This window comes from Streptomyces sp. NPDC107517 (assembly GCF_055582645.1).
Genome location: NZ_JBVJPM010000022.1, coordinates 1 through 14,526, shown reverse-complemented (window position 1 = coordinate 14,526; position 14,526 = coordinate 1). Strand labels below are relative to the sequence as shown.

6 protein-coding genes are annotated in these 14,526 nt (G+C 67.7%); 1 reads left to right on the top strand and 5 read right to left on the bottom strand.

The window, feature by feature from the left end; all coding sequences use genetic code 11:
- Positions 1–185: 185 nt before the first annotated feature.
- Both ACZ67T_RS35110 and ACZ67T_RS35105 read right to left on the bottom strand, forming a co-directional pair.
- Entirely contained in the window at positions 186–1,145 is a 960-nt protein-coding gene (locus ACZ67T_RS35110; RefSeq protein ID WP_469989585.1) for a DUF3710 domain-containing protein, read from the bottom strand.
- The gene (locus ACZ67T_RS35105; protein WP_469989584.1) at positions 1,145–8,077 is read right to left on the bottom strand and encodes an RHS repeat-associated core domain-containing protein; all 6,933 of its coding nucleotides are present in this window, start codon (positions 8,075–8,077) and stop codon (positions 1,145–1,147) included. The genes ACZ67T_RS35110 and ACZ67T_RS35105 overlap by 1 nt, the downstream gene beginning before the upstream one ends.
- Before the next feature lie 623 nt (positions 8,078–8,700).
- Here ACZ67T_RS35105 and ACZ67T_RS35100 point away from each other — a divergent pair.
- Complete coding sequence (locus ACZ67T_RS35100; protein WP_469989582.1) at positions 8,701–12,633, top strand: hypothetical protein; 3,933 nt, start codon at positions 8,701–8,703, stop codon at positions 12,631–12,633.
- Between the two features lie 167 nt (positions 12,634–12,800).
- Here ACZ67T_RS35100 and ACZ67T_RS35095 read toward each other — a convergent pair whose 3' ends face one another.
- The 3 genes from ACZ67T_RS35095 to ACZ67T_RS35085 form a co-directional block, all read right to left on the bottom strand.
- Complete coding sequence (locus tag ACZ67T_RS35095; protein ID WP_469989580.1) at positions 12,801–13,331, bottom strand: class I SAM-dependent methyltransferase; 531 nt, start codon at positions 13,329–13,331, stop codon at positions 12,801–12,803.
- Positions 13,332–13,521: 190 nt separating this feature from the next.
- Positions 13,522–13,974 (bottom strand): glycine-rich domain-containing protein, encoded by a 453-nt coding sequence (locus ACZ67T_RS35090; protein WP_469989579.1) that lies wholly within the window; start codon positions 13,972–13,974, stop codon positions 13,522–13,524.
- Positions 13,971–14,354, bottom strand: a complete 384-nt coding sequence (locus ACZ67T_RS35085) for a hypothetical protein (protein ID WP_469989577.1) — start codon at positions 14,352–14,354, stop codon at positions 13,971–13,973. Before ACZ67T_RS35085 ends, ACZ67T_RS35090 begins: the two co-directional genes overlap by 4 nt.
- Positions 14,355–14,526 lie beyond the last annotated feature (172 nt).

Sequence of the window (14,526 nt, the reverse complement as noted above, 5' to 3'; positions counted from 1 at the left end):
TCTACTTCCAAGTCAGCCGCCGCCGGGAAGATGCCCTGGCGGGTGAATGTCGGGCAACTTTTGGAAGACCCAAAAACCAAGACACTCCCCTTCGGTGGCGATCCGCCCCAACTGGCCACGCGGGAACTCGCTGCCCTGCACCGGGCTGCCGAACGGGGTGAGCTCGAACGCCTGACCTATTCGGCTCACTCTGTGGTCGGCCAGCGGATCTCCAGGTCCGTGATCTCCTGGGTCTCGTCCGCGTGGCCCTCCGCCGCCGACAGGTCGACCACCGTCTGAGTGAAGAGGTGATGGGCCCGCGGGTCCGCCAAATCCGTCAGTGCAGCTGGCCCACCGTAACCCCCGCGCAGCAGCCATCCCGGGCCGTCGCACCCGACGATCCGCGTCGGCTGAGGCACACGCTGCCCGTCCTTCACGACAAGGATCCGCGCACGGACCTCGGATCCGAGACCGCTCTCGGCCTCCTCCGCTGTGCCGCCCTGGTCCCGGATCCCCCGGATGATCTTCGGAAGTGTCTCCCTCCAGACCGGCCCTGCGGGAACCCTGAACGCCTGAAGGCTGAAGGCGTGATCACCGAGAGAGACGATCACCCCGACGGCACGCCCGCCAGCCATCAGCGGATGTATCCGCGCACCCTCCAGCCGCGGCACCCTCAGCACGCCGTAGTCGAACCGCTCCACTCCGGAGGGCACCGGCGTCTCGGCCGCGTCCCAGGGCCCGAACTCGCCGTCCCTCACCTGAGGACGGGTCATCTCGCCGGAATCGATCACCTCGGACCAGAGGTCTTCCGCCTCGGACAACAGAACGTCGAGGGCATCCGCCGCCGCATCGGGGCGCCGGACGTACTCCACGAGCCGGGCAATCACCTGCTCCCAGCTTTTGGTCGCGTCCTCGACGCCAAGTTCAATCGCGCGGAAGTCTCCCGAGATCAACCCGTTCAGTAGCGTGTCGTCCGACTCCGCGATTTCATCGGCGAACGCCGGGTCCTCAGCCACGGCAACGCAGAGGGCCAGGCCCAGGAGCATGCCTGGAGTCAGCCTGTCCCAAATACCGAACTCCGACAAAGCATGGCTCTCCGAAGACAGCCGTCCGTCCCTGCCGTACTGCTCGATGATCGCCTTGACATCCGCCACGACCCGGTTCATCAGTCGCCCTCCGCCGCCCTTCGTGCTCTGCGTGCCAGCCTCTTCTTAGCCGCGTCGAACAAGACCGTGGCGGTCACGGCCACCGCGCTGACCGGGTCTGCCACTTGTGCGCCACCACCGATGTGATCACCGATGTTCTGCGCGACGCTGGACATCTCCTCGACCACGCCCGTCTTGAACTCCGCGCGTTCTGCGCCCTCTTCGGCCGTGGCCTCGGCCTCGGCCGAGGCTTCGCCCGACCGACTGGCCACCGCGCCGGGTTGGTGCCGGGGAATGCCGCTGGGGTCGAAGTCCGGAAGATCGCCGGCCCCGCCCGTCGGGCAGTTGTGGACCAGCAGTGGTGCCTCGCCCGCCAGCACATAGTACGTGTGGAGGGTACCGACGGTGAGGTCGTACGTGGTGCTGTGCTGATGGAAGTTGCGCACTCCGCGGATGACGACCGTAGTGCCGTCCGGCTGACGGAGCTTGGTGCCCGGAGCGAGGTTGTGGGCGTCGGTCCAGCGGTGGTGGGTGGCGTCCCAGAAGGGGTGGTGCCAGGTGGTGGTGAGGGTCTGGACGTCGGTCGTCTTGTGCTGAGGTGGGCCGCGGGTCGGTGCCGTGTCCAGGGTGAGGGTGGTGAAGTCCTTGTCCGTCGTGGTGACGATGACGTTCTGGACCTTCTCCGGGGCCGTGACGCCGGTTTGCGGGTCGGTGGCCAGCACCGTGTCGCCGGCCTTGATCTTGCTGATCGGTCTTGATCTGCCGTCCGCCAGGCGGACCCCGGTATTGGGGACGAAGCTGTGCACCGCGCAGCCTGCCGCGTCTTCGGCCGCGCCAGCCCCGGCGCTCTCCGCCTTGCGGGCCTCCATGATGGCGTGTTCCGCCTTGACCGCATCCTCGGCGAGCTTCGCGGCCTCCTCCGCGTCCTTGACCGCCGTGTAGGCACGGTCGAGGGCGCGCCACACCTTGAAAGCTTCAACGCCGACCTTGATGGCCTTAAAGACCTTGCCCCACGGGACCGCTGTCAGGGCTGTGTTGATACAGCCCATGACGTCGCCCTTGGTGAAGCAGTTGTAAGCGTCGGTCAGGCCAAGGACATCCGCGACCAGGCTGAGAAGTTGGTGCTTGAGGCCGGAGGCTTGCTTCTTCGCCGCGGTGGCTGCGGCGTCCGCGGTGGCTTTGGCGCGTTGCACGGCCCGGGCTTCGGCCTGCGGGTCGTATGTCTTCTTGCTGATGTTGCCGCCGCCGGCGCCCCCGCCGGAACCGAGGGTGTGGCCGTCGGAGCACCTGCCGTGGTGGCAGACGGCGGTGTTCCCACCCATCGGGTCGACTGGGCCGGTCGTGACATAGCGCTTGGGGTTGCTCTTGCTGGTGCCGGTGCCGCCGATCGGGTAACCGACGCCGCACTGGTCGGCCATGCACAGGCCCGACGGGTCGGACTCGGTGACCGGGGAGTCGCCGGCGTAGTCGTAGGCGTTCCAGGTCTGCGGGGCGCCGGTGTCCAGCAGGGGATCGGGGCTGAGGAAGCGGCCGATGGAGGGGTCGTACTCGCGGGCGCCGAGATTGGTCAGGCCTGTGTTGTCGTCCTGGGTGCCGCCGACGTACCCCCGTTGACCGGTCCAGGTTCCGGACTGGTCACGCGCTTCACCGAAGGGTTTGTACTGGCGGCGGGTGACCTGCTGGGTCTGGGAGTCGATCGCCAGGGTGCCGGTGCCCTGACGGTCGGGGATCAGGTACGTGAACTTGCCGTCGGAGGAGTGAGTGGCCACGGTCTCGCCGCCGATGGAGATGTAGCGCACCCCGTCGGCGCTCGTGGCGCCGGTTTTGAGGGTGATCTCCTCGTCGCCGGTGTAGAGGGTGGTGGCGTCGGGGCTGTGCCGGATCAGCAGACTGCCGCCGGCGTCGTACAGGTATTTGGTGTCGCCGCTGGAGCCGGTCGAGGCGAGTTCGGACAGCTTGCCCTCGTCGTCGTAGGTGAGGGTGTCGGTGCCCGCGCGGGTGGTGCGGGTGAGGGCATTGCCGTTCTCGTCGTAGGTGTAGGCGTTGGTGGTGTTGGCGGTCGAGTCTCCCGGCGTCACCTTGTTCACCTCGGCGACGGCGTGGGCCGGGCCCTTGCCTGCCGCGACGGGCGTGTAGGTGGACGTCGCATCGTGGGAGGTGTCGCCCGTCGGGTCGTGGTCGACCTGGGTGGACCGGGCACCCGTGGTGTCGTAGGTCCATGTCTGCCAGTACGGCGAGGGGCCGCCCACGGTCGTGGAGGCGCCGGGTGCGGGGGTGGCCGCGCAGGCGTCGGTGGCTGTCCACGCAGTCTTCAGGCGCTGCGCCCAGTCGTAGTTGAAGCACTGGGTGTCGGTGGTGCCGGTCTCCAGCTTGTCGGTGATCTTGGTGACGTTGCCGGACGGCTGGTATGCGTAGTTGGTCTGGTCGGCGATTGCGGCGCCGGACTGGGTGACGGTGGTGGAGCCGGTCAGACGGTGGGTCTGGTCGTCGTAATTCAGGGTCTGCTGCGCGAAGTTGCCCGAGGTGCCGTAGGTGAACTGGTACGGCTCGTCGAACTCCGTGTAGCTGAGTTTGTCGACGTAGTCCCAGCCGTTGGTGTCACCGGCGACGTGCGTCGGGCGGCCGAAGGCGTCGTAGGTGTACGAGACCGTCTCCTGCGGCAGCTTCACCGTGGTCGGCACCGCGTCGGTGTACGAGGAGAGCGTGCCGGCGAGGTTGTAGCGGTTCTGGGTGGTGTAGGTGCCCTGTAGCGCGCCCTCGGCCGCCGGGATCACGAGTTGGGTGGCCTGCGGCCAGCCGTGGCTGTCGTAGCCGGCGACTTTTTCGGTGTAGGCGGAGCCGCTGGTGCCGCCCACGTAGCGGACGGAGGAGGTGGGTTTGCCCTTCTTCAACGTGTCGTACGTCCAGGCGGCCAGCTCGTTCGTAGTCGACGGCGTGGCGCCGCCCGTGGTGTCGTACTCGGCCTTCTTGCGGCCCATCTCGTCGTAGTCGTAGCTGATGACCTTGCCGCGGGCGTCGGTGGTGGTCAGCAGCTGACCGGCGTTGTCGTAGGTGGAGGACGAGTGGCCGGTGTCGGGGTCGGTCTGGGACGTGCGGCGGCCGAGGAGGTCGTAGCCGCTGGACCAGGTGTGTCCCTGGCCGTCGTCCTCGCCGGTCTGGTGGCCTGCCTTGTCGTAGGCGTAGGTGACGGTGTCGGCGGTGCCGTTGGGCGTGGTGCCGTGGTAGCGCAGCAGCTTGACCAGACGGTCGTTCGCATCGGTGTACGTTGTGGTGGGCGTGGCGCCGGCGGGCGGCGTGACGTCGACACGGTCGGCGCCGGGGTAGGCGGTGGTGGTGCGCCAGGTCTCGGAGGCGAAGGTGTAGGCGATCGAGGCGGTCACGCGGCCCGCGCCGTCATAGACCGTGCCGGTCTGGGACGGGGTCTGGTTGTCGGCCGCGTCGACCAGCGTGCCGGACGGAGCACCGGTGTTGTAGTAGGCGTCTGAGCTGCTGACCGGCCAGCCGTGGCTGTCGTAGACGGTGTCGGTGATGGTGCGGCCGCCGTCCACGGTGGCGGTCTGCGTCTCACGTGGGCGCAGCATCGCGTCGTAGATGGAGACGGAGGTGCGGTAGGCGTTGTCGTCGTCGAGGGTCTGCGTGGTGACTGTCGACGGAGCGCTGGGGTTGAGGGCGTAGCTGTATTTGGTGTTGGGGTTGTTGGCGGTGGAGAAACCCGGGTTCCACACTGCGGTCAAGCGGCCCAGCGGGTCGTAGGTGCTGCTGGTGGAGTAGCCGGCCGCGTCGGTGGTCTTCAGGTCCAGGCCGCGGGCCGGGTCGAGCGTGCTCGTGGTGGTGAAGCCGGCCGTCTGGCCGGTGACCTTCGGCTGGGTGACCGTGATGGAGGTGGGGGCAGAGCCGGTCGTGGGGGTGTAGGCGGTGGTCGTGGTGCGGCCGTCGGCGTCGGTTTCGGTGAGTTCGCGGCCGTAGGTGTCGTAGGTGTTCTTCAGCGCCGTGATGTAGTGCGCGGTGCCGCCTGTGGTTACCGAGTCGGCCTTCTGCACCATCGTCACGTCGCCCTTGGTGGGCGTCGCGGTGTTGTCGGTGGAGTTGTCGAAGAAGGTCAGGTCGTCGCTGAGCAGGTCCTGCGGGTAGGTGGGGGTTGCGGAGCAGGCGACGGCGACCTCCTGGACCCGGCGAGGGATCGGCAGCGGGTTGCCTGAGGCGTCCTTCGCGTACCAGGTGCGTGTGCACTTGTCGTCGGTGGACGTCGCGACATCGCCCTGGTCGTCCACGGCGGTGGGCAGGCCGGTGGTGTCGTCGAGCGTGTAGTCGATCTCGGTGGTTTGCTTGGTGCCGTCCGCCTTGGTGGTGACAGTGCGTGCCCGCTTCATGTTGGTGCGGCGCGCCACCAGCGGATCCAGGCCCGCCTTCGTTCGCGACTGGGTGGCTGTCGCCGCCGAGCTCCACGGGTCGGTGACGCCGTCCGACAGCAGCGCGCCGCCGTCACCGTTGTACGACTGAGCCTCGAAGGTCTGGCCGGCCAGCCAGTCGGAGTCCTTCTGCGCATCGTCGTTCGCGGTGTCGTTGAGGGTGACGCTGCGGGTACCGGAGGAGGTCTTGTCGCCGTCCATGCCGCGGAAGAACGTCTCCCTCGACAGCGTGAGCTTGCCGGGGGACGTGCCGGTACGGGCCTCGACCTGTCCGTAGCCACGCCACTGGTTCCAGGTGCGGTACTTGGCCTGGGTCAGCGGGTCGTCGCTGAAGTGCCAGGCCGGATCGCCGACGTAGGTGTAGGAGGTCTGCACGGGAAGCCCGCCGCCCGTCGGATCCTGTGCGGTGACGGAGTTGACGACGAACTTGTTGAACCAGTCCAGCTGCGGCGACGTCTGGCCCGGCGGCGTCCAGTACTGCGGGTAGCAGCGGTAGGTGTTGCCGTCCTCGCTGGAGGGCAGCACCTGGGTGCCCGCGCGATGGCACTGGGGCCCGGTGTAGTTGACCGTGATCACTTCGCCGGACTCGGTGGTGACCGTGGTCATCCGGTAGCGGGTGATCGGCTGGTAGCCGTCCAGCCCGTCCACTCGGTTGGCCAGTGCCTGCCCGGCGAACTTCACCGGAGGCAGATCTAGGCTTCCGCCGTCCTTGCCAGTGTGCACGATCTGGCTCAGCCACAGCGACGGGGTGGTGGTGTCCCCGGTCGACGGGAATGAGTGGGTCAGCGCCCAGGCGTCCACGTTCTGGTAGGAGGTGCCGACCAGGATCTGGGTGCGGATCCCCGTCAGGCGCTTGGCGGTGAAGAAGGCCGGGCCGTGGTTGTTGCAGGTGCCCGAGGAGGCACAGGTCTGGTCGACGGGGACGTCCGGCCAGTGCGAGGCGTTGGCCGTTGTCATCTTGGACGACGCGCAGTCGAAGCTGGAGTCGGGCAGGCAGCGCTCCGAGGAGTCGAAGAACACCTGGCCGGTCGCGAGGGCGGTGCTGTCGTAGACCTTCCCCGCCAACTGCCCGTACTGGATCTTGGAAAGGACGCCGTCGCGGGTGTACGGGGTGGGGGTGGTGGAGTTGTCCCGGCCGTAGTAGTCGGTCTCGGGCGTGTACCAGTAGCTGATGGCGTTGCCGTGCGGGTCCACGGTGTAGTCGAGGTTCCACCGGTAGCCCTGCTGGCACCAGGAGTCGGCGAAGGCGGCGGCGTGGCACGGCTCGCCGGTGTCGTTGCCGTACACGGGCGTTGTGAACACCGAGTTGGTGGTCGCGTTGCCCGACGCCCAGCCCGGCAGGCGGTTCTTGCCGAAGTAGTACTGCGTGCCGTCTGCGGTGGTGACGACGAAGTACTCGTTGTCGTTGTCGCCGTTGACCGTGTCGGTCTTGATCTGGATTTTCTCGCCGCCGTCGCCCTGCGGGTGCCAGGTGTTCGTGGCGTCGTCGTGGACGAGCGTGCTGGACGAGCCGTTCAGCGACAGCGTGAGCGTGTCGACATCGTCCGCCCAGCACTCGTCAGACGTCTTCGGCGTGCCGTTCGCCGCGTCGTCGGAGCAGGAGGAGTAACTGCGCTCGACGAAGCCGGGCGAGTAGTCCCAGCCGTCGCCGATCCACGAGGACTGGGCGTTCGTCGAAGAGGTGCGCCCGTCCACGCTCTGCGAGCTGTAGTCCAGGGAGATACTTGGGGCCAGACTGCCGGGGACGTCGGGCACCGAGACGGGATACGAGTAGCTGAAGGCGCCGCTCGAACCACCGGCCGACCACTGCCCGGACGAGGCCAGGGACGTGGCACCGTAGCTGCCGCCGCCGCCCGAGGTGTTCGCCTCCGCCGCGAGCACCATCGGCTGCGCCGTGGTGGAGGTGGACAGCGAGACGTCGGCCGAAACCGTCTGGGTCTTCGTGTCGTTGGTCGAGGTCAACGGGGTCTGCTTGCGGCATGCGGCGGCTTGCGGGGTGGTCAGCGCGCAAGCCGGCAGCCGTACGAGGCGCAGCCGGCCGGCCCAGTCGCCGCCGTAGGCGTCCTTGAACGCCGAGTAGTCCAGACCCACTTGGGCGGTACCACCCGAAGTGCCGTTGTCCGGCTGCACGGTGAAGACCACGCCGTGCACGCCGAGTTGCTGCGCGGCTGTCTGCCCCGGCAATGACACGTGCACGCGGGTTCCCGCATCCACCCGACGCGCGCCCCTCGCCGACGCAACGGTCACCGGGACTCCGTCGGCCCGCGCTGCGGCGGCACCATGTGCGGGGACCACTACGCCGGCTGCCCCCTTGGCGGGCCAGGCCCTGTGTGCCTGGGCGGCGCTCCAGCGCGCCATGTGCGGCACTTTCGCCGGCTTGCCCTTGACCGGTGAGACGGGCACCGGCCGTTCCTTCTTGGCCTTGACGAGGTGGTTCGCGCGGTGTCCGGCGGCGAGTGCGTCTACGGGCGTGAGAAGCCCGACGAGAAGACCGAGCGTGCCTATTGCGACGATCCACAAAGCAGGTGCCTTGCGTATCCGCATGGTCTTTCTATAAATCCGCCACCATGAATTCCGACGCACTCCGGACCCCCCAATTCCAGCATGGCTGCCGAAGAGATATTGGAGCAGGTCAAGACCAGCCTTCATAGCTCCTTTACATGTTCAAGAGGTATAGATATCGCCACGCATCGCCCTCTGTTCGACCAAAACTGGAGGTCAAATGCATCAGCCTCCCCATGAACGGGACCGATTGCCCAACAAGGGACCCAACTGGCCCACCAGATAGCAAAGTTGCACACATCATCCACACGTCCGGTGAATCCATAACACGGTGTCTCCTCTCCTTGGACAGTTGTCGCCTTGACGTGATTGCGGGTAGCCTCCCTCGCGCCCTTAGGCGCTTTTCACTCGGACTCAATTTGGGGGGGCAGATGTCCGACCGTTTCCGCCTACATTCCTCCGGCGGTCCATTCAGAAAGAGCCCGCGAATACCGGGCCGGCTCCTGGTCCTTGCCACGGTCAGCGCACTCTGCCTGGCTCCACTCGCCGCTCAGCCGGCCGCGGCCGACTCCGTTCCGGGCTCCGTCGCGGATGTCAACGCCGGCCAGCCAGACCTGACTCCGGCACCGGCGGATGACACGAAGCCGCCGGCGCCGAGCGGCTCATTGCGTCCGTCCGACGACGGCCTGACGACAACCGAGCAGACGGCGCTGACCAGCGCCCAGAAGCAGGCCGCAGCAACCGGCGAGCCGGTCCGTGTCGACGCCCTGACCACCGAGACCGCCACCACGACGGCCAACCCCTCGGGCACCGTCACCTACGACTCCAGCCTGCTGCCCGTACGGGTGCGCAAGACTCACCGCTGGGTCCCGGTGGACGCCACCCTCAAGCGCAACACGGACGGCACATGGAGCCCAAGGGCGGCCGCCGAGCCGCTCGTCTTCTCCGGCGGCGGCACGACCCCCCTCGCCACTATGACCAAGGGCAAGGCATCCCTCGCCGTGTCCTGGCCGCACGCGCTGCCGACCCCGCACGCCTCCGGCGCGAGCGTGACCTACCCGGGCGTGCTGCCCGGCGTGGACCTCAAGGTCACCGCCGACACCCAAGGCGGCTGGTCGCAGGTCCTCGTCGTCAAGAACGCCAAGGCCGCGGCCAACCCCGCACTCGCCCAACTCGCCCTGGCCACCCAGACCAAGGGCGTCACCGTCACCGACGACGGCCACAGCAACCTCGCCGCGACCACCCCGGACGGACGGGTGCTCTTCAGCGCCCCGCAGCCGGCCATGTGGGACTCCAGCGGCATCGGCGCGCAGAACACCGCCCCAGAAGCGGGTCCCGCCCCCAAGGCCCGGGTGGCCCGCGTCCAGGGCCGGCTGCACGGCCGGACGCTGTCCCTCGTCCCCGACGCCAAGCTGCTCACCGGCGATCACACCACGTATCCGGTCTTCATCGACCCGACCTGGAACCCGCACTACGCCAACGGCTCCAAGCAGCACTACGTGGAGACCCAGCAGGGCTGCCCCACCGCGAAAAACTACGACTCCACGCAGTACGGCGACCCCGGCGTCGGCTACAACAGCTGGTCCGGCTGCATCGGCGTCGAGCGCTCGTACTTCCAGCTGGCCGTACCCTCAAACATCTGGGGCACGCACATCGTCTCGGCCACGGTGGACGCCAAGGAGAACTACTCCGCCAGCTGCAGCCTGTCGTCCGACATCTACCTCTACTGGTCCGGTGCGATCAGCTCGTCGACCAGGTGGGATGCCAAGCCGTCCTTGACCAGCAAGCTGGCCACCAAGAGCTTCGGCCCGGCCTGCACGAGCGAGCCCTCCGGTGGCTTCTCCGTGACCTCCACGATCGCCAAGGGTGCCTCGGCGCACTGGAAGAGCTGGACCTTCGCCCTGGTCAACAGCCAGAACAGCAGCAGCGACGGCAACTACTTCAAGCGCTTTGACAACAACCCGTCGATGTCCATCACCTACAACCACATACCCAGCAAGCCCGGCACCCTGGCCACCAAGGTCGGCTCCACCTCGCTCGGCTGTGGCACGGCCACCCCGTACCCGATCGTCGGCAAGACCCTGGCCACCACCCCACCCACCCTCAACGCCGTCGTCAGCGACGGCGACAAGGACGCCCTGGCAGCCACGTACTCCTACTGGGTCGGCAGCGGCTCGGCCACCACGACCACCAGCGCCACGGTCGCCAGCGGCGCCAACGCACCCAAGCAGCTGCCCTCCACGTTCATGAGCGGCCTCGCCGACGGCAGCGTGGTCAGCTGGAAGGTCACCTCGACGGACGGCAAGGACACCTCCGCCACCTCAGCCACCTGCCACTTCACCGTCGACCTGCACAGCCCTGCACAGCCGACCGTCAAGACGGCCGACAGCCTCTATCCGGAGGACTCCCCCGGCGCCACCGCGGCCGGCACCCCGGGCAACTTCACCGTCTCCGTGGACCCTGGCACCAACGGCAACAACGCCGCCAAGTTCCTCTACCGCCTCGACGCCGCCCCGCCCACGTCCAACACCCCATCCACGCAGACCAAGACGGCGAGCAACAACACCGCCACGATCACCGTCACCCCGGTCGCACCCGGCACACACACGCTCTACGTCTACGCCGTCGACTCCGCGGGCAACGTCTCCTCGCAGCAGCAGTACGAGTTCACCGCGCTCGGGCACGCCACCAAGACGTACACCAGCCTGCAGGCGGCCTTCAACAACACCGCCACCACCGACGACAGCAACCACACAACCGCCGACGCCGACGGAAATGGCGCCACGCTCTCGCTCCAGGACCTCAAGTCTGCGGGCTGGCAGCCCGGCGGCAAGGTCACCGTGGACGGCGCCACCTTCACCCTGCCCACCTTCGGCTCCACCGGCGGGGACAACGTGATGGCCGCCAACCAGACCATCCAGATGAACGGCAAGAGCGGCCAGGCTCTGGTCTTCCTCGGTTTCTCCACCTATGGGTTCGTCGGCTCCGAGCACCAGGGCGGCGACACCACCAGCCCCGTCGTCCCCGACAACACCGACACCTCGGCCACCAACTGCAGCCTGGGCAACGGCACCTACGAGGACTGCGTGACCCCGACCGGCGCCATCACCTACGGGGACGGCACCGCACAGCCCTACTACCTGACCATGCCCGACTGGGTGTACGGCTCCGACACCCTGGCCGCGGTCACCCTGCTGCACCGCAACACCCCAAGCGCCCAGGAGACCCGCAGCACCAACATCTACGCCTTCGCGGTACCGCTCAAAGCCGGCGCCACCGTCGACTCGGTGACACTGCCCGACCTGGCCGATGCAGCCCGCAAATACGTGCCTGGGCTGCACATCATCGGCATGTCCCTCCGCGACACGACCACGGCCTCGGGCGGCGCCGCCTGGACCGGCACCTGGAGCGCACCCACCGAAGAGCGGTTCCGCTTCTCCGACATAGGCGCCTTCAGCAACCAGACCTTCCGCGAGGTCACCCAGACCAGCGCCGGCGGCGACAGCGTGCGGCTGCGGCTGTCCAACGCACTGGGCACCGACCCGCTGACCCTCGACCACGTCACCGTAGCTCCGTACGGTAACGGCGCCACGGTGACATCCACACCGGTGGACGTGACCTTCGCTGGAAGCAAGTCTGCGGTCATCCCGGAGGGCGGCGAACTCTACAGCGATCCGATCCCCATGACAGTCGCCCAGGGCGGGTCGATCACGACCAGCATCCACCTGGTGAACCAGGTCAACTACCTGGTCATGCACCCCTGGGCTGCCACCGACACGCTCAGCTACGTCAGCGCCGTCGGCAGCGGCGACCACACCACGGACACGGCCAACACGGCATTCAGCGGGACAGGCACAGTCTCGGGCCGCTTCGCCGACATCCTCACCGCAGTCGACGTCACCACCACCGACCACCGGCCCGCGGTCTCCGTGCTCGGCGACGGCCTCATCAACACCCGCACCACCGGCAACACGGCAGGCTACAACACCCCACGCTTCAACCAGTGGATGGCGTACCGGCTGCGCAACAACACCGACGGCGTCCCGGTCTACGGCGTCGTGGCCTCCGGCATCGAGAACAACTACCTCGGCACAGACCAGGGCGCAGGCGCCGGAGGCCGCGCAGCGCTCACCCGCCTGGACCGGGACGTACTCTCGATCCCCGGCATACGCACCGTCGTGGTCACACAAGGATTGGAGGACATCGCCGCAGGCCACGACGACGTCGACATCGACAGCGCACTCACACTGCTACGCGACCAGCTCAAGGGCTGGGGCATCAAGGTCATCTTCACGACACTGACGCCCTGCGACGGCTACAGCGCCTGCACGGCGACAGTCGACCAGAACCGCATCGACACCAACACCTGGATCACCGACCAACTCGACTTCACCTCACCCACGGTGAACTACGTGGACGCCGAGTCGGTCGTGGCAGTCACCGACGCGGCGAGCACGGCAGACCCGCAGGCACTGAAACTGGGCAACGACGCGGCACCCGCGGACTTCGATGCCGGTGACCACGTCAACCTGACATCGGACGGCTACAGCACCATCAGCAACGCCTACGACCTCGCCTCACTCGGGCCAGACGCATAGCGTGCCGACAGCGGCTGGGTGCACCGCAGCGTTCTTGCAGTGCACCCGGTCCGGCCCGCTCTCCCGTGTGAGCCCTGGGTGAGCGGACGGTCGAACACCAGCGCCCAAGATTCGCCTTGGCCAACATGCGACTCGCGACGACCCGGGAGAGGCTGACGACGCGCGAATCAGCGGCGTGCGGTGACCAGCAGTGTGCCCAGGTCTTCGCCGTCGGGAGCGGGCACGATGCCGGCCTGAACCTCGCTGAACCCGAAGCGTTCCAGGACGTGAGCCCACACACCGGGTTCGTACGCCCACCGCCGGATTGCATGCGGCTTCCCGTCCGTGCCGCGCACGTAGACTCCCTGGGGGCCGTAGCACCCTGCGATGGGCGGCTCCTGGGAGAAGGCCAGTACCCCGCCCGGAGTGAGACGTTCATAGATCGCGGGCAACAGGTGGGCCGGGTCGGTGAACCAGAGCGCGCCGAACACCGAGTACACCGCGTCGAACCACGGCGCCGACTCCAGATACGCGAGCGCGTCCGCCTGCACGAACGCCACCCGGTGTAGGCCCTTCCACTGCTCCTGCGCCTGCTCGACGCGGGCGCCGGCGACATCGACGCCGACTGTCCGCACCCCGACAGTGGCCAGATGCGCGGCGTTGCGGCCCGTCCCACAGCCCAGGTCCAGGGCGCTGTCCGGCGTGCCGAGAAGTTCCACGCCGGGTCCGTGGTCCGCATATTGCGTCCAGTTGAACCACGTTGAATCGCCTGCGGAGTTCACTGCCCGCCCTGGGCCTTTGGTCGTTGCGTAGACGTCCCACGCGCCTTGGCTCATGCTCTTCCGCCCTGCCTCATGTTCGGGCCCGTCCACACCCCGGGGAGGGTGCAGGCGGGCGAGGGTAGCGCTGCTACTTCGGGCTGTCGTGGCACCCGGCGTGGCACTGGTTGCACTTTTCCGTGAAGGCAGGCCACAACTCCTTGTCCACCGTGAATCCTTGAGCAGTGATCGCGGCGACCGTACGGGTGCGTGCGCTGGCGGCCTCGCTGCGGTCGACGGCAGCGTCCTCGGGAATGTGGTGCACGAAGTGACCGGCGAACTCATCGCACCAGTCGGCGTACTCGCGGGTGTGCAGGATCATCGCGTGCCATGCGAGGTCCACCATCGGTGACGGCGACAGCAGCTCCCCAGTACGGGCGGCGGTGTACAGGTAGGCGAGGCCCTGCTTGGTGATCCGCTCGGCCAGCGCCCGATCGAACGTCGGGTGCTCGTTGACGAGCCGGTCCGTGATGCGCTCGAAGAACTCCTTCGAGCACACCTTGCGGGGGTCGGTCCGCTTGATCGGCGTCGAGGTGTCGGTCATGCCGTCTGTCCCTTCTCGCGGTTGGCGCGGGCACGGCGCATCCGGTAGATCGCTGCGACGGCGCGCGCGTTGTTGCCCAGGTGCCGCAGGTGCTCGTACGCATCGGTGTGCGACATCTGCCCTGGCGGCACGGGGTGGGAGATCAGCCGGTGCGCGGTGGCGAACAACCCTCCGAGGGTGGGGTCGTCCTTGTCGATGACTCCGGACTCGATGACCTCGGCCAACTGTCCGCGCAGGCGCAGGACGCGTGTCGCAACGCGCTGCTTGTCCGGCAGCTCCAGCCGGATCTGGAGCGCCCACTGCACGTCCGCGTCAAGCTGTTCGAGGTCCAGAGGCAGTGCCTCGGCGTGGAATCTTCTTTCCTGCTCAACTTCGATCACCGCGCGCCCCCAAGGGTCGATCACTTCCGGCTGATGCGTTTCAAGCTAGGGAAGTGGCGAGTCGACCCTCTATGAAGTTGCGCGAAGTTGCGCGGGAGTCACCCGAGAGCGGCGATCTGCTCCAGGATCAGGGCGCGTGCTTTTGGCCCGAACACCGCCATGTCCCGCAGGC